The 23,704-nt window shown below is 61.0% G+C and carries 23 protein-coding genes and 2 pseudogenes; 16 read left to right on the forward strand and 9 right to left on the reverse strand.

Annotated elements, in window-relative coordinates:
• The first annotated feature begins 62 nt into the window (after positions 1-62).
• The 3 genes from LGH82_RS10110 (at position 63) to LGH82_RS10120 (ending at position 2,729) form a co-directional block, all read left to right on the forward strand.
• Positions 63-647 carry a DUF1214 domain-containing protein gene (locus tag LGH82_RS10110; protein WP_227348358.1) on the forward strand — a complete coding sequence of 195 codons (585 nt, stop codon included), beginning with the start codon at positions 63-65 and terminating at the stop codon, positions 645-647.
• On the forward strand, positions 640-1,188 hold the full coding sequence (locus LGH82_RS10115; protein WP_227348359.1) for a DUF1254 domain-containing protein: 549 nt from the start codon (positions 640-642) through the stop codon (positions 1,186-1,188). Before LGH82_RS10110 ends, LGH82_RS10115 begins: the two co-directional genes overlap by 8 nt.
• Before the next feature lie 521 nt (positions 1,189-1,709).
• Complete coding sequence (locus LGH82_RS10120; protein ID WP_227349541.1) at positions 1,710-2,729, forward strand: DUF2336 domain-containing protein; 1,020 nt, start codon at positions 1,710-1,712, stop codon at positions 2,727-2,729.
• On the opposite strand, the gene LGH82_RS10125 is transcribed toward LGH82_RS10120, so the two are convergent.
• The 3 genes from LGH82_RS10125 to LGH82_RS10135 form a co-directional block, all read right to left on the reverse strand.
• A complete protein-coding gene (locus tag LGH82_RS10125; protein ID WP_227348360.1) occupies positions 2,719-3,063 on the reverse strand; it encodes a DUF1491 family protein in 345 nt (114 codons plus the stop codon). The two genes, LGH82_RS10120 and LGH82_RS10125, sit on opposite strands and share 11 nt — an antisense overlap.
• A gap of 70 nt (positions 3,064-3,133) precedes the next feature.
• Positions 3,134-3,901: a peptidoglycan-binding protein gene (locus LGH82_RS10130; protein ID WP_227348361.1), complete on the reverse strand. Its 768-nt coding sequence runs from the start codon at positions 3,899-3,901 to the stop codon at positions 3,134-3,136.
• A complete protein-coding gene (locus LGH82_RS10135; RefSeq protein ID WP_227348362.1) occupies positions 3,876-5,609 on the reverse strand; it encodes a PAS domain-containing sensor histidine kinase in 1,734 nt (577 codons plus the stop codon). Before LGH82_RS10135 ends, LGH82_RS10130 begins: the two co-directional genes overlap by 26 nt.
• A 529-nt stretch (positions 5,610-6,138) precedes the next feature.
• On the opposite strand from LGH82_RS10135, the pseudogene LGH82_RS10140 reads away from it, so the two are divergent.
• Together LGH82_RS10140 and LGH82_RS10145 are read left to right on the forward strand one after the other, a co-directional pair.
• Positions 6,139-6,508 (forward strand): annotated as a pseudogene (locus tag LGH82_RS10140) (DUF5330 domain-containing protein).
• 204 nt (positions 6,509-6,712) lie between these two features.
• Positions 6,713-7,141 carry a SufE family protein gene (locus tag LGH82_RS10145; RefSeq protein WP_227349542.1) on the forward strand — a complete coding sequence of 143 codons (429 nt, stop codon included), beginning with the start codon at positions 6,713-6,715 and terminating at the stop codon, positions 7,139-7,141.
• Between the two features lie 93 nt (positions 7,142-7,234).
• Here the strand turns inward: LGH82_RS10145 and LGH82_RS10150 are convergent, their stop codons facing one another.
• Positions 7,235-7,660, reverse strand: coding sequence for a MucR family transcriptional regulator (locus tag LGH82_RS10150; RefSeq protein ID WP_227348363.1), 426 nt, complete (start codon positions 7,658-7,660; stop codon positions 7,235-7,237).
• A gap of 592 nt (positions 7,661-8,252) precedes the next feature.
• Here LGH82_RS10150 and LGH82_RS10155 point away from each other — a divergent pair.
• The 9 genes and pseudogenes from LGH82_RS10155 to LGH82_RS10195 all read left to right on the forward strand — a co-directional run bounded on the left by LGH82_RS10155 (position 8,253) and on the right by LGH82_RS10195 (position 17,013).
• Positions 8,253-10,374, forward strand: a pseudogene (locus LGH82_RS10155) (S9 family peptidase).
• Positions 10,371-10,997, forward strand: a complete 627-nt coding sequence (locus tag LGH82_RS10160) for a LysE family translocator (RefSeq protein WP_227348364.1) — start codon at positions 10,371-10,373, stop codon at positions 10,995-10,997. The pseudogene LGH82_RS10155 and the gene LGH82_RS10160 overlap by 4 nt, the downstream one beginning before the upstream one ends.
• Before the next feature lie 157 nt (positions 10,998-11,154).
• On the forward strand, positions 11,155-11,544 hold the full coding sequence (locus LGH82_RS10165; RefSeq protein ID WP_227348365.1) for an SET domain-containing protein: 390 nt from the start codon (positions 11,155-11,157) through the stop codon (positions 11,542-11,544).
• Positions 11,545-11,644: 100 nt separating this feature from the next.
• Positions 11,645-12,520 carry an AraC family transcriptional regulator gene (locus LGH82_RS10170; protein WP_227348366.1) on the forward strand — a complete coding sequence of 292 codons (876 nt, stop codon included), beginning with the start codon at positions 11,645-11,647 and terminating at the stop codon, positions 12,518-12,520.
• 80 nt (positions 12,521-12,600) lie between these two features.
• Positions 12,601-13,494 carry a PhzF family phenazine biosynthesis protein gene (locus LGH82_RS10175; RefSeq protein ID WP_227348367.1) on the forward strand — a complete coding sequence of 298 codons (894 nt, stop codon included), beginning with the start codon at positions 12,601-12,603 and terminating at the stop codon, positions 13,492-13,494.
• A gap of 106 nt (positions 13,495-13,600) precedes the next feature.
• On the forward strand, positions 13,601-14,353 hold the full coding sequence (locus LGH82_RS10180; protein ID WP_227348368.1) for a transporter substrate-binding domain-containing protein: 753 nt from the start codon (positions 13,601-13,603) through the stop codon (positions 14,351-14,353).
• Positions 14,354-14,429: 76 nt separating this feature from the next.
• On the forward strand, positions 14,430-15,086 hold the full coding sequence (locus LGH82_RS10185) for an ABC transporter permease subunit (RefSeq protein ID WP_227348369.1): 657 nt from the start codon (positions 14,430-14,432) through the stop codon (positions 15,084-15,086).
• A gap of 2 nt (positions 15,087-15,088) precedes the next feature.
• Positions 15,089-15,811 (forward strand): glutamine ABC transporter ATP-binding protein GlnQ, encoded by a 723-nt coding sequence (glnQ, locus tag LGH82_RS10190; protein ID WP_227349543.1) that lies wholly within the window; start codon positions 15,089-15,091, stop codon positions 15,809-15,811.
• Positions 15,812-15,825: 14 nt separating this feature from the next.
• Positions 15,826-17,013 (forward strand): serine hydrolase domain-containing protein, encoded by a 1,188-nt coding sequence (locus LGH82_RS10195; RefSeq protein ID WP_227348370.1) that lies wholly within the window; start codon positions 15,826-15,828, stop codon positions 17,011-17,013.
• A gap of 44 nt (positions 17,014-17,057) precedes the next feature.
• Here the strand turns inward: LGH82_RS10195 and LGH82_RS10200 are convergent, their stop codons facing one another.
• From LGH82_RS10200 to LGH82_RS10215, 4 genes are all read right to left on the reverse strand, one after another.
• On the reverse strand, positions 17,058-18,005 hold the full coding sequence (locus LGH82_RS10200; protein WP_227348371.1) for a cytochrome c: 948 nt from the start codon (positions 18,003-18,005) through the stop codon (positions 17,058-17,060).
• 9 nt (positions 18,006-18,014) lie between these two features.
• Positions 18,015-18,452, reverse strand: coding sequence for a c-type cytochrome (locus LGH82_RS10205; protein ID WP_227348372.1), 438 nt, complete (start codon positions 18,450-18,452; stop codon positions 18,015-18,017).
• A gap of 164 nt (positions 18,453-18,616) precedes the next feature.
• Positions 18,617-19,219, reverse strand: coding sequence for a superoxide dismutase (locus LGH82_RS10210; protein WP_227348373.1), 603 nt, complete (start codon positions 19,217-19,219; stop codon positions 18,617-18,619).
• 171 nt (positions 19,220-19,390) lie between these two features.
• A complete protein-coding gene (locus tag LGH82_RS10215; RefSeq protein WP_227348374.1) occupies positions 19,391-20,269 on the reverse strand; it encodes a branched-chain amino acid aminotransferase in 879 nt (292 codons plus the stop codon).
• A gap of 177 nt (positions 20,270-20,446) precedes the next feature.
• Here LGH82_RS10215 and LGH82_RS10220 point away from each other — a divergent pair, with 177 nt between their 5' ends.
• Both LGH82_RS10220 and LGH82_RS10225 read left to right on the forward strand, forming a co-directional pair.
• Positions 20,447-21,109, forward strand: coding sequence for a haloacid dehalogenase type II (locus tag LGH82_RS10220; RefSeq protein WP_227348375.1), 663 nt, complete (start codon positions 20,447-20,449; stop codon positions 21,107-21,109).
• A gap of 175 nt (positions 21,110-21,284) precedes the next feature.
• Positions 21,285-22,061 carry a L,D-transpeptidase gene (locus LGH82_RS10225; RefSeq protein ID WP_227348376.1) on the forward strand — a complete coding sequence of 259 codons (777 nt, stop codon included), beginning with the start codon at positions 21,285-21,287 and terminating at the stop codon, positions 22,059-22,061.
• Positions 22,062-22,155: 94 nt separating this feature from the next.
• Here the strand turns inward: LGH82_RS10225 and LGH82_RS10230 are convergent, their stop codons facing one another.
• Complete coding sequence (locus LGH82_RS10230; protein ID WP_227348377.1) at positions 22,156-23,703, reverse strand: helicase HerA-like C-terminal domain-containing protein; 1,548 nt, start codon at positions 23,701-23,703, stop codon at positions 22,156-22,158.
• Between the last annotated feature and the right edge of the window lies 1 nt (position 23,704).

Genomic DNA, 23,704 nt, shown 5'->3' on the forward strand with positions numbered 1-23,704 from the left:
CGCTTGCCATCAGACCCTGCCTCGCGATATCCCGAACTATAGTCCTCTCTCCGCGGCTCTTCATGCTCAAGAACGCATTCCTGACACTGGTCGCGCTTGTCATCGCCATCGGCGGTGGCGGCGGCAGCGTCTGGTATGCGCTGAAGGTACAGGACGGTGTCGGGGCGATCCGGATCGGCCAATGGACAGCATTCCCCTATATCGGCACCCCAGCCGCCGACCCCTACTCCAAGGCCCGTGTGGCGAGGGAGGGTGTCCTCGCGCTTGGGCAGGCCGAGGGATTGTCCTTTGTCGCCGAACGCGATTCAGGCGGCGAGCAGCTCAAGCGGGAATGTGCCTACAAGATCGAAGGGGGATTTCCGACAGCCCGGTTCTGGACCCTCTATGCCGCCGACCAGTCGCTTGGCGTGGTCGAAACCGGCAAGCCGCGGCCCGCCGCTCTCCAGTCCTACCAAGTCCTGCGCGAACCCGACAATTCCGTGATCATTTCTGTCGGCAACCGCCCCGCGCCAGGCAACTGGCTGCTCTCGAACGGTGCCGGCACGATGTATTTCGTCCTCACCTTCTACGATACGCCGATCGCCAGCAGCACGGGCCTGTCGGACGTGACACTGCCACAGATCCTTAAGGTCGGCTGCAATGCGTAGGCTGCTGCATGTCATCCTGCTTGGCCTGCTTGGCGCCGGCATCATCCATATCGCCGTGCTGCTTCTGGTTCCGGTGTTTTCCGAACGTGACGCGTGGTCCCGGCTGGCGATGGCTTCCGATCTCTACAAGATAACCAGGCTTGACGCGGAGGCCGGCGGTGCGCCGGTGGTCAAATCCGTCGACCCGATGTTTTACGCGGCGGCGTGCCGGTTCGACCTGGTCGACGGGATGGTTCGGGTCAAGGCGCCTGGAAACGTTCCGTTCTGGTCCGTCTCGGTCTACGACCGCAACGGGCACAACATCTATTCCTTCAACGACCATACCGCCAATGGCGGGGCACTGGATGCCGTGGTCCTGACGCCGGCGCAAATGATCGAGGTCCGAAAGGACCTGCCCGAGCAGCTTCAGGGAGCGATCTTTGTCGAGGCGCCGATCGACGAAGGCATATTCGTCATCCGCGGCTTCGTGCCTGACGATAGCTGGAAACCGATCGTATCGCGGTTTCTCGATCAGAGTTCCTGCGAATTGCAGGACTTCTAGACCGTATCCGACCACCCGCCGGCCCCTGCCCTCAAGGTCGTCGTCTAAAGCGCGTCGCGTCGAAACGGATTCATGCGACGCGCTTTAGGTCTTTGTTTTTATGCATGTCGTTCTCCCAAAACCGAGGTCACTTTTGGGCGACATGCACTAATGATGAGGTGCGGTCGGCCGCGTTGAACCGGGTTTGTCAGGTCCAGCTGGCCGTGCCTCGCCGGTCAGCGGCCGCTGTTCGTAGCGAACGCCTGGAAAGATGATCACCGCCGCCGGCGCGTCGGTGTTCTGACTTGCTCGATTGGTCGCCGACGTTCGCGGCACGAAAGACAATACCATGCCCATGGTTCGCGCATTCCTCTCGGTTTCCCCGGAGCACAACGCAACGCCTCCAAATGTGATTAGGACGGTAGAGGGTTAACGGAGCGCTAACGGATCACCGCTAACTTGATCTTTGTTCCTGGCGAATGCGAAACCGACACAGTCCGGTCGCGCGGTCCGGGTTGTGTCGAGTGTCAGGCGTATCCTTCGTGTCATCTTCGGATTTCAGGCAAATCGCTGTACGGGTTGAATCAGGCAAGGCCGAAAGGCTTTTCCGGGCAGCGGTGTCGGCCTTCTGTTCGCTCACCCGCCCCTCGCGCCGGGAGATCGCCCAGCTCGAGGACCTTACGCTTCCGCTCTTCGACAGTGTTTCGACCGAATCACGCCGCTATGTCGCCGCCGCGCTCTCGGAATGCGAATACGCGCCCGCCGCCCTGGTTCGGCGACTTTGCGAGGAGGCGGTCGACATCGCCGCTCCCCTGCTCATCCGCTCGCCCGCGGTCAGCGACATCGACCTCATCGCGCTGATCGGGCGGCATGGCCTGCCTCATGCTCGCGCGATCGCGCGCCGCAAGGATTTGAACCCGACCATCGCCGACCTAATCAGGGCGATCGAAAAGCCGACACTGGTGCGACAGCGCAAACCGGAACCGGTCGTGAGAGCGGTGGCTGAAAGCGTCGAGATCGTCGAGGTCGCCCCCGCCCCACAACCGGAACCAGGCATTGCCGCCGAGAACGCGCGGCGCCGGCTGCGATCGATGATGCGCCCCGCCGGAGACAGTCTGGGAGCCTCCGTCAATCCCTTCCTCGGCTCGGAAACCTACGCCAAGCTGCGCGAGACCGCGCTGACCGGCAACGCGGCGTTCTTCCAGACCGCGCTCGCGGATGCACTCGAAATCGATTTTCAAACAGCCCGGTCCCTGACCGCGAACCAGAACTATGCGTCACTGCTCGCGGCGCTGCGTTCGCTCGACCTCAGCGAGGACAGGGCATTCCTGATCACCGTCGCTGTCTATCCGACGCAGTTCCCGCACCCGCACGCCATCCGCCTGTTCCTTGACCGGTACCGGCTGCTTCACCGCGACGTCGCCCTGAACAAGGTGCGGGGATGGAAGGCCGTGACCCTGTCCAAGGCTATCCGCGATACCGGCCACACCGCGGCGAACGGCGACACCCGCAACGCTTCGAACAGCGACGACGCCCCCGTATCCGCGAGTCTCAGGGCTTGACGGAAATCAGTTCCTCGACTGGAACGGCTCCAGCCTCGATCTCGACTACCCAGATATCGGGATCGAATTTCTTCTCCCTTTCCAGCCGCGCATCCAGCACGGAGGCATCGTCGCCAGCACCGAGCAGACTAAAGAAGCGATCGTCCGGCTTGGCCGAATCGTAACTCGTCTGCGGCGCCGGCCCGAACAGGGCGACCTCGCCCAGCCTTCCTCGCGCCAGAACGAAAACCGCCCCGGCCTCGGTTGCGCCGCGCTTGACCACGGCAGCGAAGCCACCCGCACCGAAAACCCGGCGCAAAAGCACCGACACCCAAAGATCGCTGGTTACGCGCATGAGGAGCATCCGAACATACGGACGCTGTTTAGCGAGGTTTTTGCCGGCTTGCGAGAGCTTGTTACGACCGTCAGTTGGTCAGGCCGATCTCACGCATCTTGACGTAGACGACCTCGTCGGGCTCGCCGGTTTGCGGCAGGCCGAAGAGCGACTGGAATTCCTTGATCGCCGCCTTGGTGCGCGCGCCCACCACGCCATCCAGCTGCATGCCGTCATTGCCGAAAGCCTTCAGCCCGGCCTGGATCTTGACGATGCGGGCATCGGGAGTTTGCGAAGCAGGGGTGCTTGTCTGCAGCGAAACCGGGACGACGCCCGTTTCAGCCGGCCGCGGCTGTGGATGCGGTACTGAGGCTGTCGTGGGGGTGGCGCCCAACTGATCCAGGAGAAGCGAATCGATCTCACCGGACGCATTGAGCCCAACCTTCTGCTGGTATGCCTCGATCGCCTTGCGCGTGGCCGGACCGGTAATGCCGTCAACAGTGCCGGAATAGAAGTTGAGGTCCTTCAATATGCCTTGAACTTGCTGAACGGTCGCGTCGCTCTTGACCGGCGCGGTCGCGGTGGCTGGGCGCACGATGTTGATTGTCGTCTCCGGCTCGGCCGTGCCCGCGCGCGGAAAGCCCTCGATGCTTCGGGTGGCAAAGAACGCGCCCGCGTGCGGAAAAGGCTGATACCACAAGGCGTTCGCCGAGACATAGAACAGCGTCACCAGGAACGCGGTCGAGCCGCCAACCAGAACGGGATTCTGTGAAATCAGGCTGCCTACCGCCGCCGCGCCATCCTGAAAGGCACTTGTGCGGCGCTTGACCACCTTAGCCTGTCTTGCGGAGCGCGCCATTTCTGTCCCCTTTCGCCTTGGCTACGGGCATCGGCAGTACGGCGGCCTTGTCGACAGGACGTCGCTTGGGTCCGCCCACGGGAAGGCTGATCGTTACCGTGGTGCCCTCACCCGGCATGCTTTCAATCGACATCGTACCGTCGTGCAGCTCCACCAGCCCCTTCACCAGCGAAAGTCCAAGGCCTGTTCCCTCGAAGCGGCGCGTATAGTCATTGTGGATCTGCATGAACGGCTTGCCGAGCTTGGCAAAGTCCTCTTCGGCAATGCCTATGCCGGTATCCCTGACCCAGAAATGCAGCCGGGAACCGATCCGCTTGGCGCCGACAACGACGTCGCCACCGTCGGGCGTGAACTTGATTGCATTGGACACGAGGTTGATAAGCATCTGCTGCACCGCACGACGGTCGGCATTTATCTCGCCGGCATCCGGGGCGATCTGTGCTTGCAGGTCGATGCTCTTTGCCTGCGCCTGCAGCCTCATCATCGACTGGCACATGTCGACCGCTTCGGAAAAACGGAAGGGCTCCGGCTTGGTGGCGTAGGCGCCCGATTCTATCCGCGAGACATCGAGTATCGACGTCACGACCGCAAGCAGATGCTGTCCCGAATCTCTGACGAGACCGACATACTCTTTCTGGCGCGGGTCCTTGAAGGCGCCGAACATCTCATGCAGCAACATGTCGGAAAAGCCGATGATGGCGTTCAGTGGCGTGCGAAGTTCGTGGCTGACAACAGCCAGAAACCGCCCTTTCGCCACTTCGGCGGAGGCGGCGGCTTCGTTTGCCGCGGCCAGCTCTTCGCGCAGCGCGGCAACTTCATCGTTCTCGCGAACAACAAGCGTGAATATCTCGCTCTGTTCCGGCGCCCGAACCAGCTCAAGAGAAAACGGCCTGTAATTGTCCACCGTCCTGCCGCCGCCGTTCTGCGGCAGCCGGACGCGGATGTCGAGCCTGCTCGACAAGGCGCCGTCGCGCATATCGGCTATCGCGCTGAGATAGCAGACCCGGTCGGACAGATGGATGCGATCGAAGAAGCCGGTGCCGAAAAGCAATTCCGGCGGCAGCTTCAGCATCGTGCGCGCCTTCGCCGACGCCTCCAGCACCTCGCCATGCCTGGCGACGCGCAGTACGACCGCATCGATGACGTCTTCAAGCCGGCCGCCAGCGTTCTGGTCCCCAGACGCCTCAGCGGTATTGTGAAAAGCCGAAGCACGCGGAATGAGCGTGAGTGCCCAGGCCAGCGGCACCAGCCAGTGCCAGGCAGGAATTTGTGTCGCTGCAAGCGGCAGAAGGGGGCCGACCAGCGGCTGGGCGATCACCGCGACAAGGGCCGCGGCGGCTCCCCACAATGCAGCGCCCCGTGAGGTGCCGATCCACCAAGCTTCAAATGGCAGGGCCACAAGAAGCATGGCGACTGGAGAGCTCAAGCCTCCCGCCGCGGCAATGAGGCCGGCAAGAGCAATGCTCGCCATGGCCAAGGCGACCTTGCCGGCCAACGCCATCTTGCCCGCTGCCGCCACCAGCAGCGCGACGAACCAGCAAAAGCCGAAGCTCGCGAAGATCGCCGCCATGGTGACAGCCGCATCCATACCCGATGTAACCAGCGTGACCGCGGCACCGGCCGCGAAGAAAGGAGCCGCCAGCATGACACCAATGAACCGGTGCTGGCGCTCGCGGTCGCTCCGTTCCAGGACGGACGGATGAACCATACGTTCGCAGCCGGCGGCCATCGCGCGAGGCAATTCGACGTATCTGGCCTTGATCGAACTCAACTCAACGCACCCGTACTCGTCGTGGACAGCTCTGCCTTGCAGATTGTTTTGGTTGGCTCTGAAAGTCGCATCCAGCGTTTAAGGAATGGATAAGGCAGGGCCGACCAACGTCCGGCCTGCGGCAAATATTGGGATCTCGGCGGCAGAAAGCGCGGGCAAATGCAGCCATAGTAAACGGAGGGTTATTCAATCGGCATCGAAAACCGGAGCAGCGGGCCACCGCCATCGAACCGCTCCGTGCAAAAAATCCAGATAAAACAGCCAGATGGATGGTTACCGCAAATTGAAGGAAATCGGCCGGATTTGCTGTAAATCGACAGCAAAACGGTTCGTTTCGAATCTGCCTAAAATTTGAGGAAAATTCTCGCGGTCCCTGCAAGCCGTCCTTTGTGCCTGTGTGCCAACATCCTGCCTACAAAAGAGGTCATGCCATGTGGATGCATGATCCGTCACGACGAGGCAAGGCATGTTCTTTCTGATGAGAATGGCTTTCTGGTTTTTCGCTGGTGCTTCTGGCGCTGCCGCTGAGCGTCGGCCCCGATGAGACCGGCCATGAGAGCGTTGGCCCACTCCAGGCCCTGTTTGCGGCGCGCGACGCGGTCGGCGACATCGCCGGTATTTGCGAGCGCAAGCCAGATGTCTGCGAAACCGGCAAGTCGGCGATGCACACAATCACGGCCCGGGCGAAGGAGACGGCCAAGATCGCGGCTGCGATGCTGGATGACAAGAAATCCGACGACAAGCTGGCGGCTGGGCCAGACACCTCGACCACGACCGGCAGCGTGAGCGAAGACATCGTCCTGCCCGCGACCGTAAATCTGCCCGTGAGAAACTGAGACGATTTCATCGCGGTATCGCACGTCCCAATTGGAGGCGCGAAGGAAGCGCCAACGATTTCCCTTCGAGACATAACTCTTTCCGAAGCCGGCTCCGATTTCAGGAACCAGTGCTGACGGCACACCGCAGGCTCCGCCTCTCGATGCCTGCGGTGTTTTTCTTTTTCCGTGACGCGGCGACGGCGCGTGATTATATCCGGCATCATGACCACCACGATCCAGACGATCCGCGACGACTTTTCGCTCCTTGAAGATTGGGAAGACCGCTACCGCTATGTGATCGAACTGGGCGAAGCGCTACCGCCATTCCCAGACCAGCAACGCAACGCCACCAACAAGGTGCCCGGTTGCGTCAGCCAGGTCTGGCTGACCACCGAACGCGGAACCGGGGCCAATCCCGTCATCACCTTCACGGGAGATTCCGACGCCCATATCGTGCGCGGCCTTGTCGCGATCGTGCTTGCGCTGTTTTCCGGACAGACGGCCAGCAAAATCCTGGAAACGGACGCAGAGGCGACGCTGAAGACACTCGGCCTCGACGAACACCTCTCGCCACAGCGCGCCAATGGTCTGCGCTCGATGGTCAAACGCATCAAGCGCGACGCCGAGGCAGCGCTGAAACAGACCGCCTGATCCGATCGTCGCAACCAATCGATTTTCCCGCACAAAATCAAACGGCGCCCGCAGGCGCCGTTGAATGTCGAATTATTGGTGGGCGGGCGGAAATTACCGCGCCTTGCGCTTGCGGCCGAGACCCATCTTCTTGGCAAGCTGGGACCGGGCAGCGGCGTAGTTGGGAGCAACCATCGGATAGCTCGCATCCAGGTTCCACTTTTCACGATACTGATCGGGGGTCAGATCATAGTGGGTCATCAGGTGGCGCTTGAGCGACTTGAACTTCTTGCCGTCTTCGAGGCAGACAATGTAGTCGTCATGAACCGAGCGCTTCGGGTTCACAGCCGGCTTTTGCTTGTCGGCGGGAGGCTGTTCGCTCACTCCGCCCACGCGCCCGAGCGCTGCATGGACATCGGCGATCAGGTTGGGCAACTCTCCGACAGGGACCGGGTTGTTGCTGACATAGGCAGCCACCACATCGGCGGTCAACTCGATCAGTGCATCGCTGTTTCTGGAAGGTGTCTCGACAATATCCATGATTTCTTCAGGCCCCAACAAGAGTTGTTTCTATCTGCGCCCTATTTTTACGAGGCGGGCATCGCGCGAATTTTGTGCGGGAAAGAGCCTCCACGATTCGCGTCACGACACCTTCCATGAGCCCACGAGCCAAGTAAGTCAATTCATTTCTTGCGCTATATTCAACGATACTGATCAAATATTCGTGGATCAGCTTCAATCTAGCGTGTCCTGTACCACATGGCAGCTTTTCTGTGGTCGAACCAGTGGTAGCTAACGCTGGGTCAGACGGCATTTACATCCACCGCAAATCGCGGAAAGACTTCAATGCTTGATCTTGCTTGGCCATCATACAGGTCATCTGGGCACAGTCGGCTTTCGCTGAGACCATGGATCGCGGCATGCGTTGCTGGCGGCTGAGTGCAATCGTCACGTTCGTCAAAGAAAGCCGGATCGTGTCAGAAGAATGTCTTGTTGATATCAGACTTGTCTCCGACGACAGATTGGCCACTTGCCAAGCCACGAATGGGGCCGCATGAGACTGGTTGCTGAAGGCTGGAACCGTTGAAACAACGGCTGCCGCCATCCCGGATATTTTCCAAAGCGAGACGCAATGACCAAAACGACAGCATTTCCGTTCGTCAGCCCGCCCAAGCCTGAGAAACGGCCGGTTTCCGATACGCATCACGGCACAACACGAATCGATGACTTTGCCTGGCTGCGGGCCGATAACTGGCAGGAGATGTTCAGGGATCCGTCATTGCTCGACGCTGGGATCCGCGCCGAACTCGAGGCCGAGAACGTCTACCAGTCAAAGCTGATGGTCGATACTGTCGACCTGCGGAAGCGGCTTTTCAAGGAGATGAAGGGCCGCATCAAGGAAGACGATTCTTCCGTGCCAATGAAGGATGGACCCTATGCCTACGGTTCATCCTACAAGCTCGGCGGCGAGCAGCCGCGTTATCTCCGCACGCCCCGCGATGGTGGCGTCGAGCAGATCCTGCTCGACGGCGACGCCGAGGCGAAGCAAGGCCTATTTCCGCCTTGGCGGTGTCGATCATTCCGCCGACCATCGCAAGCTGCTGTGGGCGTTCGACGACAAGGGCTCCGAATTCTACACACTTCGGGTGCGGGATCTTGCCGATGGCAAGGAGCTCGCGGACGAGATTCCCGACACCGGTGGCTCCGGCGTCTGGAACGCCGGCAATGACGGTTTTTTCTATACCCGCCTCGATCCCAACCACCGGCCGTCAAAGGTGTTCTTCCATGCGCTTGGTCAAAGCCATGAAAGCGATCGGCTGATCTATGAGGAAACAGATCCGGGCTTCTTCATGGATGTCGACGGCACCCGCGGCAACGAATGGATCATGATCGGCATCAACGATCACGAGACCTCGGAATACCGCCTGCTCAGCGCCAGCGATCCTTTCGCTGAACCGAAACTGGTCTCACCGCGCGAGATTGGCCTTCAATACGATCTGGAAGAAGGCGGCGACATCTTCTTCATCCTGACCAATGCCGACGGCGCCAAGGATTTCAAGATCATGACGGCGCCGGCCAGCGATCCGGTGCGCGCCAACTGGCAGGAACTGGTGCCGCATGAGCCGGGCCGGCTGATCCTGTCGGTGATCGGCTTCAAGGACCATATGGTGAGGCTCGAACGCAAGGAAGGTCTGCCGCGCATCGTGGTGCGCGACCGCGCGAGCGGCGAAGAGCACCTGATATCGTTCGATGAAGAGGCCTTCTCGCTCGGCCTTTCAGGTTCCTACGAGTACGACACCGAGATCATGCGCTTTTCCTATTCGTCGATGACGACGCCGGCGCAGATGTTTGACTACAATATGCGCACGCGCGAACGGGTGCTGCTCAAAACCCAGGAAGTGCCTTCCGGCCATGACACGGACCATTATGTGACGAGGCGCCTGATGGCGCCCGCGGCCGATGGCGAATTGGTGCCGATCTCGCTTTTGCACCATCGCGACACGCCGCTGGATGGGTCCGCGCCTTGCCTGCTCTACGGCTATGGTTCCTACGGCATTACCGTGCCGGCCGCCTTCAACACCAACTGGTTCTCACTGGTCGACCGCGGCTTTGTCTTCGCTATCGCCCATGTGCGTGGCGGCAAGGACAAGGGCTATGGCTGGTACGATGACGGCAAGAGGGAGCACAAGATGAATACCTTCACGGATTTCATCGCCGTCGCACGTCATCTGGTCGCGGAGCGCTACACCGCGCATGACCGTATCGTCGCGCAAGGTGGCTCTGCCGGCGGCATGCTGATGGGCGCCGTGGCCAACATGGCGCCGGAATGCTTTGGCGGCATCGTCGCCGAGGTTCCCTTCGTCGACGTGCTCACCACCATGCTCGACGCTAGCCTGCCGCTGACGCCGCCGGAATGGCCGGAATGGGGCAACCCGATCGCGTCCGCCGACGACTACCGGATCATTGCCGCCTATTCGCCCTACGACAATGTCGGCGCATTCGACTATCCGCCGATCCTGGCGCTTGCCGGCCTCACCGATCCGCGCGTAACCTATTGGGAGCCTGCTAAATGGGTGGCGCGGCTGCGCGACCGCAAGAGCGGCGACAATCCGGTGTTGTTCAAGATCAACATGGATTCCGGCCACGCCGGCGCCTCCGGCCGGTTTTCACGACTGGAGGAGATCGCCTATACCTATTCATTCGCGCTGAAGGTGACGGGCAAGGCGCGGCTTGCCGAGGAAACCCTCCCATGATCCATCTGTCCACATTGATCGCCTACATCGCCGTCGTGCTCGGCTTTGTCTTCATTCCAGGCCCGGCCACGCTGTTGACGATCGCCCGGGCAACGAGTTCGGGAACGAAGGTCGGGATCGCAACCGGTGCCGGGATCGCGGCCGGCGACATGTTTCACACTGTTATGGCGATGGTCGGCATCTCAGCGATCATCGCCACGTCGGCGACACTGTTCAGCATCGTAAAATATATCGGCGCGGCCTATCTCGTTTATCTTGGCATTCGCGCCATCATCGAGAAAAGGCCTGCCAATCCGGCAGCAGGCGCGGTTGCAATCTCCGCCGGCAGGGCGTTTCGACAAGCCGTCCTGACCGAAGTCCTCAACCCCAAGACCGCGCTTTTCTTCCTCGCATTCCTGCCTCAGTTCGTGCGGCCCGAAAACGGATCGGTGATGCTTCAATTGGCCGTATTGGGAATTGTCTTCGTCGTGCTGGGCCTTTTCAGTACGGTCGTCTTTGCCGTGAGCGCCGGTCGCCTCGGCAGTTTCCTGCGCCGAAATCCGACAGTGCTGAAATGGCAGGGCAAGGTTGTCGGCGGCATCTACTGCGCCCTGGGCGTCCGCCTGGCCTTGCAACAGCGCTGACCGGCAGCGGTCGGCGCGCATCTTGCGGCGGCCATAACGATCATGACTTTTTGAATTCCGCGCTGCTCATTTCCGCTCGCAATTGCCACGGTCGCGCGCTACCCAAAGCACAATTTTCCTGGGCGATGAAGCCCGCACACTGGCACAAGGGTCCATTATGCTGCTCGTCGACGTCTATCTCGACAAATCGCCGATCCAGGGCATCGGTGTGTTTGCCAAGAACCACATTCCCAAGGGCACGCTGGTCTGGAAACTTGATCCACGGTTCGACCGGATCATCGACGTCGAGACCTATGAGGGCGAGACCGGGCCGGTGAAGAACTATCTCGACCGCTATTCCTACCCCGACCGGCGCGACCCGGCCTATATCGTCTTCGAAGCCGATGACGCCCGCTACATGAACCATAACGACGAGCCGAATTGCGATGTCTCCTCGCCCGAGGAAACCTACGCAATGCGCGACATCGCACCGGGCGAAGAGATGACCTGCAATTACAATCTTTTCTTCGAGACCGGCTTCGATTTCCTCGGCGATCGCCACCTGTAGTCTGAAGACGGCATGATCCCGAAAAGCAGGGCCTCAAGACTTCGATTGCTTGCCCCCTGTTTGCGCTGCTACCTTGGCTCTCGATAAATTCGAGCCCAAGATGCTGCGGTCATTCGAACAACTGCGCGACACGGCCAAGGCTGATCTTTTGATCGCGGCCGACGAGGAGCACGCCGCTTTGGCCGGCAGCGGCGCTTATGCCATGCCGTGGCATTGGCACGACTGCCTGATGTTCATCCTGCCAAGTCGTGGGACAGTCGAACTCAAACATGAAGACCAGCGCGAAGGGACATGGCTGTCGCAGGACCGGTTCGCCGTGGTGCCGCCGAACCGGGCACATGAGACGCGAGCGGGGATCGGCGCGCATCGCCATGTCGCCATCTATGTCACCGGCACCATTCTGCGCCGGCTCGACCGGGAGATCGGCTCGCTCAGCGAGTTTCATCGGCGCACCCGCTCAACGACCCTGGTTCGCCGCAGTTCCACGGTTCGGGCACTCCAGGCGCTTTCGCTTCGAAATGGCGGCAGTGCCTATGGCGACTCCGGCATCAAGCACTCGCTGATATCCGCCCTGCTCGTCCAATGCATCGCCGAGGTCATGGCCGGCGAGATGATGCCCGGCGCCTCGCATCGTGAGCATGGAATGGCAATGGTCGAGGATCTGAAGGAGTATTTGACGCTCCATGCCGACGAGCAGATCCCACTCGACGCCCTGGGTGAGCGTTTCGGTGTTTCCAGGCGCCACATCACCCGCCTGTTCCGCGAAGGCACCGGTTTTTCGGTGGGTGAGTTTCAACTGCGCATCCGCCTCCAGACCGCGCGCGAACTCCTGAGCGGAACCGACCTGCCGATCGGCGAGATCGCCTTTCGGGTCGGTTTCGAGAGCGGTGCGGCACTTGCCCACGCCATGCGACGGGCAGACGGCCGCTCACCCTCCGACATCCGCAAACGCGTGGCCCAGCCGATCAAAATGTAAGGCCCGTTCGAACGCGCGGCTTGGCCGCCGCCACCCTAGCCTGTGCGCAGTGAATTCTGCGTTATGGCCAGAAGGTGAGAATGCTTCGGGATATTCGACTTGTCAGTGTGTTTGCCGCCGGCCCTCATGGAGGCAATCCGGCGCCGATCGTCGTCGACGCTGCCGGGATGTCCGACGCCGACATGCAGCAGGTCGCACGCTCCTTTGGTCATGAGAGCGGTTTCGTGCTTCCGCCGCCGCCCCGTTCGGACTGTGATTTCGAATTCCGTTTCTGGGTACCAAATCACGAGATGTCGATGTGCGGGCATGCGACGGTCGGCGCGCTGTGGCTGCTCGACCGGCTGGGAAAGCTGCCCGGCGATGACCTGGCGATCTGGACAAAAAGTGGCCGCGTCGACGCCAGGATACGCAATCGAACGGAGCATGGCGCCGCGGTCGAGATTTCGCAACCCGCCGGCAGTGTCGAGCCGCTTCCCGATGCCGACAAGAGCCGGGCCGACATCATCGAAATCCTCGGCATCGGGGCCGACGACCTCGCATCGCTGCCGATCCAGAACGCATCAACCAGCCGGGTCAAGACACTCGTTCCGCTGAACAGCGTGTCGGTGCTTGACCGCTTGAGCCCCGACTTCACCCGGATTGAGGGGCTGTGCAGCCGGATCGGCTCCACCGGGCTTTATCCCTATGCCGTGTTCGACAAGGACGCACAGATCGTCGATGCGCGTCAGTTCCCGCGCTCCTCCGGCTATCCGGAAGATGCCGCCACCGGCATCGCCGCATCGGCGCTGTCGTTTGGCCTGTTGTCGAATGGAATCGCGGAAGCATCGGAGCGCCAGATAACCATTCGCCAGGGGCGCGCCATGCAGCGCCCTTCGGAAATCCTGGTCCGCTTCCGTCTCGATGACGGGCACCCCGACGGCTGCTGGCTGGGTGGCGCCGTCCGTTTGGAAGAAGACGAGAGGGTCTCGTCATGAGTGCCTGATCACAAATTGCCGGAATCGAACACGCTCGAAGCCTGAACCAGCATAGCCGGGTCAAGACAGGCGCCCTGTTGCCCGGTCATAACCAAAGGGGAAAAAAATGGATCGCAGACAGCTTCTTCAACTTGGCCTTCTCGCGGCTCCCGCGATCATCCTGGCCAGATCGGTCAGGGCTGACGACGCCGAACTCGTCGTCGGCTCCAATGTCGGCAGCCCACCTTTCGCCTATAAGGACGGCGACCACTATTCCGGCTTCGATATGGAGGTTTTCGGTGAAATCGCCAAAGGCATGAACCGCAAGTGGCGGGTCCAGCCGATGGACTTCGGAGCACTCATCCCCGCGCTGCAGACCGGCAACATCGACGCGATTGTCTCGCAACTCTTCATCAAGCCGGCACGGCAGAAAGTGATCGATTTCTCCGATCCCTATTACCAGAGCGGACTGGTGGCTGTCACCAAGGCCGACAACACGACCATCAAGACATCGGACGACCTTGCAGGCAAGACGATTGGCACCGAGACGGGAACCGTCGCTGTCGACTATATCCAAAACCACATCAAGAGCGCCACGATCGACCAGATGCCGAACATCGACAACGCGCTGCTGGCACTCGAGGCTGGACGCACCGACGCCGTCGTCTACGACACGCCGGTGTTGATGTATTACGCCAACGGGAACGGCAAAGGTAAAGTCCGGGTGATCCACCCTACCCTGGAAGGCCTGGATGTCGGCATCGGTTTCCAGAAGGGCAGCCCGCTCGTCACGCCGGCTAATGTGGTGTTGGCGGCAATGAAGGCAGACGGACGCCTCAAGGTCATTCGCGAAAAATGGTTTGGCCCCGACCAGGCATAAGCTGCCAAACGCCGTGAGAGCAATGACGGCTCTCACGGCTGGCTCTCTATCCGGCTAACGCTTCACTGGAACCCTGATGACGTTCGAATGGACCGCTATCGTCGACGCCTTGCCGGACCTCTTGCAGGGTCTCGAACTGACGATGATCATCGCACTCGCCGGCCTCACCGGCGGCATTGTCGTGGGGGCACTGACCGGCACCGTCCTTAGCTATGGCGGCTGGCTGACGCAGGCTCCGGCCCAGATTTATGTCGCGCTGATACGCGGCACGCCGATCACGGTGCAAGTGATGTTCATCTATTTCGCGTTGCCCATCCTGATGAACATCCGCATCAGCGCCACCAATGCCGGCATCCTGACGCTGATCATCAATTCGGGCGCCTACAACGCCGAAATCGTGCGCGGCGCGCTGGAAAGCGTGCCCACCGGCCTCAAGGAGGCCGGACTATCCATGGGCCTGAGCTTCCGTAAGGTGCTTGCCTATGTCATCGCCCCCATAGCGGTCCGGCGTGCGCTCCCGGCCATGGGCAATCAGCTTGTCTCGGTGGTCAAGGATACGTCGATCTTCCTGGTCATCGGCGTCGGCGAACTGACCAGGCGTGGACAGGAGATCATGTCGGCGAATTTCCGCGCGGTGGAGATCTGGACCGCCGTGGCGGTGATCTATCTGATCGTCATCAGCGCCCTCGCCTTCAGCCTGCGATTTGTCGAACGGGCGGCGCGTCTCCCATGAGCATGGTCGAGTTCAGGAACGTCTCGAAGCAATTCGGCGCGCATCGCGTCTTGCAGTCGATCGATCTTGCCATCGATCGTGGCGAGGTGGCGGTGGTGATCGGCCCTTCCGGGTCAGGCAAATCGACCATGCTTCGCTGCATCAACGTGCTGGAGAAGGTCAGTGACGGCGACCTTCTGGTCGATGGCCTCAGCGTACTGGGCAATTCGCGCGACATCAGGCGCATCCGGCTGGAAGCCGGCATGGTCTTCCAGCAATTCAATCTGTTCCCGCACCTGACGGCCATGCAGAACGTGATGTTCGGCCCGATCCGGTCGCGCGGCAAGAGCAAGGCCGAGGCACGCGAGATCGCCGCCGCCCTGCTACGGAAAGTCGGCCTTGGCGATCGGATGAACCACTATCCGTCGCAGCTTTCGGGCGGGCAGCAGCAACGCGTTGCCATCGCCCGTTCGCTCGCCGTCGAGCCGAAGCTGATGCTGTTCGACGAGCCGACATCGGCGCTCGATCCGGAACTGCGGCAGGAAGTGCTCAAGGTCATGCAGACGCTGGCGACGGAGGGCATGACGATGATCGTCGTCACCCACGAAATGGGCTTTGCCAAACGCGTTGGCTCGCGCCTGCTGTTCATGGATGGCGGCCACCTCGTTCACGACGGCAAGCCGGCCGAGTTGCTGTCGCACCCGCCAAGCGAGCGTTTTCGCGAGTTCCTGCAGCACGTTCACTGATGGAGTGTTCAGTCATGATGAATGCGTCGGCCTTCAAGGCGGCCCATGGTTTTCGCCGCGACGAAGTTCGGCTCGGCAATTGGCGCGCGGCGCCCTGGAATGTCTGGGCGTTTCGCCATGTCTGCGAATTTATACCGACGGCGCGCATCGCGGCGACGCCCGGCCTGGTTGAGGAGCCGGTCGTCAGTCCCGAGGATCTGCTGCGCCAGGAGTTCTCGCTCAACGACCGTCGTATCACTGTCGCAGAGGCGCTTCGCGAAACCTCGGCCGATGCCATGGTCGTCATGAAGTCAGGCCGTATCATCGCCGACTTCCACGCAACGAATTTCACCTTGCAGAGCCGCCACATCCTCTTTTCGACCAGCAAATCGGTGACCTCGATCGTCGCCGGCATTCTGCAGGATGATGGCCTGCTCGATTTCGACGAACTAGTGCCATCTTATGTGCCGGAGCTAAAATCCTCCGCCTATGGCGACGCCCGGGTGCGCGATGTGCTCGACATGCGGGTGAGCCTGGATTTCGAGGAGGTCTATCACGATCCGCATGGCCCCTACGCGCGCTACCGGCGCGCCGGGTTGCTGGACCCCTCGGAACCTGGCGACGCGCCCGAGACAGTCGTCGAATTCATCGCAAGGCTGAAGAAAGGCAAGGGCGACCATGGCGGTCCCTATCACTATGCCTCGCCCAATTCCGACGTTCTGGGCCTGGTCGTTCAGGGAGCGTCCGGACGGCGCTTTCCCGATCTGGCGTCGGAGCGACTGTTCCAGCCGCTCGGAGCCAGGCAGGATGCCTATGTGACTGTCGACAGGGCCGGAACGCCGCGCACGGGCGGTGGCATCAACATGACCCCGCGCGATCTCGCGCGCATCGGCGAAATGATGCGGCAGGGCGGCATGGCCAATGGACGCAGTATCGTGTCGCAGGAATGGGTGCACGACACCATCACTGGCGGCTCGTCGAAGGCTTGGGCCGCGAGCACTTCCGCCGCATGGCTGCCGCAAGGCCGTTACCACAACAAATGGTACCAGACAGGCACGGGCAACGATGCCTTCTTCGCGGTCGGCATTCACGGCCAATGGCTGTATGTCGATCCACGGGCCGAGATGGTCATCGCCAAATTCTCGTCTCAGACAGACGCCGTTGTCGACGACGCCAAGGATTTCAATCTGGCGCTGTTCGATGCGCTGGCGAACATGATCTGAGCCTGCCGAGACGGGGCTGGCGCCCAGTATCCGGACGCCCGGACTTAATTCGCGGCCGGCTTGCGCGCCGGATAGCCATTTGGATGCGGCGGAATTGCCTTGAGATAGGCGGCGATGGCTGCACGATCCTCTGGTGCCAATTCGGCCATGTTGCGTTGCACGTCGACCATGGCGCCACCGACGGAATCGAAATCGGGCGTGAAACCGGTTTCGAGATAATTTGCGATATCGGCCTCCGACCATTTGCCGATGCCACCCTCGCCCGTGATGTTCGGCACGATGCCGTTGCCTTCCGCAGCCACCGCACCTGCCAGCCACTCGCTCTTTTTCGTGCCGCCTGCAACGTCGCGCGGCGTGTGGCATTCGCCGCAGTGACCCGGCCCTTCGACCAGGTAGCGACCGGCCATCACCGACTCAGGCGTGCCTGCGGGAAAAGAAATGACCGGCTGATCGCCGAGATAGAGCAGTTTCCAAAGGCCGATGCCGCGACGGATGTTGAACGGGAATGTCAGCGAATTCCCCGGCGCCTCGCCGGCGACCGCCGGTAGCGTCTTCAGAAAGGCATAGAGGTCGGCAATATCCGCCGGCTTCATGCGCGCGTAGGAGGCATAGGGGAACGCCGGGTAAAAATGCTCGCCGGACGGCGACACGCCCTTCAGCATCGCATTGGCGAGGTCCTCGACCGACCACGCGCCGATGCCATCCTTGGGATCTTGCGAAATGTTGGGCGGAACGAAGGTTCCAAAAGGCGTCTTGAGCTCCAGGCCGCCCACGAGTTGGAGCCGCGCATCGCCCTGCGAACCCGGCTTGGCGTGGCAGGACGTGCAGCCGCCAGCGTAGAAAATGCGCTTGCCCTTCATCGCATCGCCCGAGCCGAGTTTTGCCAGGGTTTGCGTGTCGAGCTTGACCGGCGCGGACAGGAACCACCCGGCAACCGCACCGACGCCGCCCAGAATGACGACGGCGCCAATGAGTTTCTTCAGGAGCGGCATTGCCCGCGATCAGCCCTTTTTCACCCTGTAGGATTGATGGCAGGTGCCGCAGTTGGAAGCGATGGTGCCAAATGACGTCTTCAGCGTGTCGACATCGGCGGGCGCCGCTGCGGCCGCTGCCTTGACGTCGGCAAGGTATTTGTCCTCGGCAGCCTTGAAGCCACCCATGTCTTCCCAGATCTTCGGCGACGCGGTGGTGTCGCCCTTGTCGCTGCCGGCCGGAAAGAGGGCGTCGACATCGAGCTTCTCGGCATTCGCCTGCAACGCCTGCAGTTGCGTCAGCACGGCAGCGGCATCAAAGGGGTCCTCGCCTTTCACCACTTTCGACAGTCCACCAACGATCTTGCCACGTTCCTTCATCAGAGCCTGCCGATCCAGGATCGGATCCGCGAATGCCGCCGATCCGGCGAGAGCGAGCATAGAGATGGCGAGGACAAGCTTTCTCATTCAATTGGCTCCATGGATGAAGGTACTTTGAGACAGGACGTTAACGGATGTGGCGGCTGGAATATTCCCTCATGCCCGGACAATTTCTTGCCGGGCTTCACTTGTGAAATGGTCTCGATATAAAAAGAAAAGCCCCGGTTGCGCCGGGGCTTTTCTGGAATGGGTCAGGCCTTGGCCTTTTCGTAGAGTTCGAGGACGTGATCCCAATTGATCAGGCTGTCGACGAAGGCTTCGAGATATTTCGGCCGCGCGTTGCGATAGTCGATGTAATAGGAGTGTTCCCACACATCCACGCCGAGGATCGGCGACGCGCCATGAACGAGCGGGTTCTCGCCGTTCGGGGTCTTCGAGATAGCCAGCTTGCCGTCCTTGACCGAAACCCAGGCCCAGCCCGAACCAAACTGCGTTGTTCCGGCAGCGATGAAGTCCGCCTTGAACTTGTCGTAGCCGCCGAGATCGCTGTCGACAGCCTTCTGCAGCGCACCCGGCAGCTTGTTGCCGCCGCCGCCCTTCTTCATCCACTTCCAGAAATGGATGTGGTTGTAGTGCTGGGCGGCATTGTTGAAGAGACCGGCATTCTTGCCGAACGACTGCTTGACCACCTCCTCGACCGACAGGTCGCCCAAGCCGGCTTCAGCAGCGAGCTTGTTGCCGTTGTCGACATAAGCCTTGTGGTGCTTGTCGTGGTGATACTCCAGCGTCTCCTTGGACATGTAAGGCTGCAAGGCCTCATAATCGTAGGGCAGAGCGGGCAATTCAAAAGCCATGGGTAGTACTCCCTCGTGGAAAAGGTCCGGTGTCTATACCGGACTAAGATAGGTCTGGATTGAGCTGGGACAACTCCGGAATGAAGCGCCGGTTCCCTTTCTAAGCAGGTTCCAGAAAAGTGTCACACGCTTTCCGACAAGGACCTGCGTCAAAAACAAAGGTCCGGGCGGTCAGCCGGCCGAAGTCGAATGCGCCCATTCCCAATAGAGGTCGCGTGCCTTCTTGGCCACAGGGCCGGGCTGCAGATCGCGATCCTCGATACGGGTTATCGGCACCACCTTGGAGTGATTTCCGGTCGAGAAAATCTCGTCGGCGTCCAGGAAATCACGCACGGAGAGCGCCTTTTCGGTCGTCTTGAAGCCATACTTGCCAAGCAGCGTCATCGTCCGGGAACGGGTAATACCGGAAAGGAACGTACCGTTCGGCGCTGGCGTCAGCACATGGCCGTCCTTGACCAGGAAGATGTTCGAGGTCCCGGTCTCGGCGACATTGCCCAGCATATCCAGCACCAGGGCATTGTCGAAACCGCGCATCTTGGCTTCCAGGATGGCACGGCCGTTATTGGGATAGAGGCAACCGGCCTTCGCATTTGTCGGCATCGTCTCGATTGTCGGACGCCGGAACGGCGACACGGTCACCGAAAAGCCGGTCGGCGGGATCATCGGCGACTCATAGAGACAAAGGCAGAAGCGCGTCGATGCGGGATCGGCCGGAACGCCCATGTAGCCGCCATGCTCGGCCCAGTACATCGGCCTGATGTAGACGGCGGTCTTGCCGTCGAATTTCTTCAACCCGTCCCAGGTCAGACCAACAATCTGTTCCGCGCTCATGGATGGCTTGAGGCCTAGCGCTATCGCGGAAGAATTCACCCTGGCGGCATGGAGTTCGAGGTCAGGCGCCACCCCTTCGAACCAGCGACCGCCGTCGAACACGCTGGTGCCAAGCCACATGGCATGGCTGCGTGGCCCCAGAATGGCGACATTGCCTTCGTACCAATCACCATCCACGAAAGTCCATGTCGCGGATTGCGCCGCTGCTGCCAATGTCATTGCTTCGTTCCGTTGCGATACTGTCTTGTGCAATCATTGGAAGATGCTTTGGCGGGCGCCGTCAACCGGCATGGACGAGATTTGTTGGGGCCAGCGACAAGCGTAGCGGCTCGAAATCCGCCATACCAGGCACAATCGGGGCTTGCACCCGGTGCCACGCGGCTCCAGAACTGCCTCATGCACTACGCCGCTTACGTTTTCGACGCCTATGGCACGTTGTTCGACGTCCATGCCGCCGTTCGTCGTCACGCCGACCAGATCGGACCGGACGGCCAGCTACTGTCGGAAATTTGGCGCGCCAAGCAGCTGGAATATTCCTGGGTGCGGACGCTGATGGGCGCCTATGCCGATTTCTGGCAACTCACCGAGCAGGCCCTGGATTTCGCGCTGCGCAAGGTTCCGTCGGCAGACACCGGTCTCAAGGCCAAGCTGCTGGACGCCTATTGGCGACTCGACTGCTATCCGGAGGTACCGGCCGTCCTCAAGGCGCTCAAGGCATCGGGGGCGAGACTGGCAATCCTATCCAACGGCTCGCCTGAAATGCTGGAAGCGGCCGTCAAGTCCGCCGCGCTCGACCAGGTCCTGGACGACATCTATTCGGTCGATACCGTCCGGCGCTTCAAGACCGATCCATCCGTCTACGACATGGTTGCCACCGGCTGGCGGCTCTACCCGGGTGCGATATCCTTCCAGTCGTCCAATCGCTGGGATATTGCCGGCGCGACAAAATTCGGCTTCCGAACCGTCTGGATCAACCGCAGCAACCAGCCTGAGGAATACAGGGATTTCCCGCCGGCCCTGATCCTGCCGTCGCTGGAGGCTCTGGTGGCCGGCGGCTGATCCCCTGACATGTTGCCATCACGCAACAGTGGTAGCGCGGTCACAGCTTTGCCTTTCTTTGTCCACCCTGCGGCCAGATTTGGAACCGCCTATCGCGCCAAGTGTTAGGTCGAGCACTGCACGCGCAACGGCGTATTCACGCTTTGTTGCGATTTGAGACTTTAAAAAGGCAACCATGTCCATACCTGAATCGCCCCCCTTTCGCCTGAGCCGCCGCGGCTTTCTCAATGTCGCGGCCCTGGGTGCTGCCTCGGTCGCCGTTTCCGCTTGCACCACCACTAGTCCCGTAGCGGTCAATCCCCCGCAACCAGCCTATGTCGAACCTCCGCTGGCCGACTATGTGACCATGTATGCCGCAGTCAGCGATGGCGGCTTCGACCTCCCAGCCATCCCTGTCGACAAGATCGATCCGCGCTTTCTGCGTCAGATCGTTCAGGATCCGACCGGCCAGAAGCCAGGAACCATCGTCGTCGATACAACTAATCACTTCCTCTATTTGGTGCGTCCGGGCGGCGAAGCGATCCGCTACGGCGTCGGCCTTGGCCGCGCCGGCTTCGCGTGGTCGGGCGACGCCGTGGTCCAGTGGAAGCAGAAATGGCCGAAATGGACTCCGCCAGATGAGATGATCGCGCGGCAGCCGGAACTGAAGCCGTATAGCGCAGACAATGGCGGCATGCCCGGCGGCCTCAAGAACCCGCTTGGCGCACGCGCGCTCTATCTCTTCCAGGGCAACCAGGACACGCTCTACCGCTTGCACGGTTCGCCGGAATGGCGGTCGATCGGCAAGTCGGTCTCGTCAGGCTGTGTGCGCCTGATGAACCAGGACATCATCGACCTTTACGACCGCGTGCCAAGCAAGACCCCGGTCATCGTCACCGCAGATGTCAGTGACCCCACGGCAGGGACCAACCACAAGGGCATTGCGATCGATAGTGGCGTCCCGACCGGCTAAGCGCCCGCGCCGTGAAATCGGTCCTTTGAGCCGATAGACAGCAACAATTGGAGGCCTATCCGGGGCTGAAACCGGAGAGACCTCTCCTGCTGATCTAGCGGCCTCGCGAGAGGCTGCCAAGGATGCCCCGAACGATCGCCCTTCCAACCGACGAGCCGACCGAACGCACCACCGACTTGATCGCGGCCTCTGCCACCGTCTGGCGGTTGGACGGGCGCGGCGCTGGCGCCCGTCGGCCAGTGGATTGCGGAGGCGGATCGTCATTGCCGAAACCTGGAATGGTCCAGCGCGAGCCGCCACCGCCTTGCTGCTGCGCCTGCTGTTCGGCGTCCTGGGCATCCCTGGCTTTTTTCTGAAGCATCTCGAAGGCCGATTCGCGATCGATGACCTCGTCGTATTGGCCGGCGACCGGGCTTTCCTGGATCAGCTTGCGGCGCTCGTCCGGCGTGATCGGGCCAAGCCGCGAAGACGGTGGCCGGATCAGCGTTCGCTGAACCATGGATGGAACGCCCTTGGCCTCCAGCGTCGAGACCAGCGCCTCGCCAGTAGCGAGTTGAGTAATCGCCGTGGCGCAGTCGAAATCGGGATTTGGCCTGAACGTTTCGGCCGCCGTCCTCACCGCCTGCTGCTCACGCGGCGTATAGGCGCGCAACGCGTGCTGTACGCGATTGCCGAGTTGGGCCAGGACTTTTTCAGGGATATCCAAGGGGTTCTGGGTGACGAAATAGACGCCGACGCCTTTCGAGCGGATCAGGCGGACCACTTGTTCAACGCGGTCGACCAGCACTTTGGGCGCCTCGTCGAACAGCAGATGCGCTTCGTCGAAGAAGAACACCAGCTTCGGCCTGTCGGGATCGCCGACTTCCGGAAGCACCTCGAATAGTTCCGACATCAGCCACAACAGGAAGGTCGCGTAGAGTCGCGGGTTCATCATAAGCTTGTCGGCCGCCAGCACGCTGATGGCGCCCCGTCCGTCACGGGTTGTACGCATGATGTCCGAGATCCTGAGCGCAGGCTCGCCGAAGAAATGTGCCGCCCCCTGCTGTTCGAGAACCAACAGCGTGCGCTGGATCGCACCTACCGATGGCTTCGTCACATTGCCGTAGCGCGTGCTGATCTCATCGGAGCGCTCGGCGATGTTGGCAAGAAGCGCCTGCAGGTCCTTCAAATCCAGCAGCAACAAGCCTTCCTCATCCGCGATACGGAAGGCAATGTTCATGATGCCTTCCTGCGCATCCGTCAGGTTCATGAGTCGCGACAGAAGCAGCGGTCCCATCTCCGAAATAGTGGCGCGGATAGGGTGTCCCTGTTCGCCGAACAGGTCCCAGAAGATGACCGGAAATTCCTGGAAATCGTAGGGGTCGAGCTTGACATGTTCGGCTCGCTTGCCCAGAAAATCCTGCGGCGTGCCCATCATGGCGATGCCGGACAGGTCGCCCTTGATATCGGCGCAGAACACCGGCACGCCGGCATTCGAAAAACCTTCCGCCAGAATCTGCAAGGTCACCGTCTTGCCTGTGCCGGTGGCGCCAGTCACGAGGCCGTGGCGGTTGCCATATTGCAGCAATAACTGTTCGGCGCGCTGATAGCTGTCATCCGGCTTGCGGCTGGCGCCGATGAAAATACTCGTGTCGTCAGCCATT

Source organism: Mesorhizobium sp. PAMC28654 (assembly GCF_020616515.1).
Taxonomy (GTDB): domain Bacteria; phylum Pseudomonadota; class Alphaproteobacteria; order Rhizobiales; family Rhizobiaceae; genus Mesorhizobium.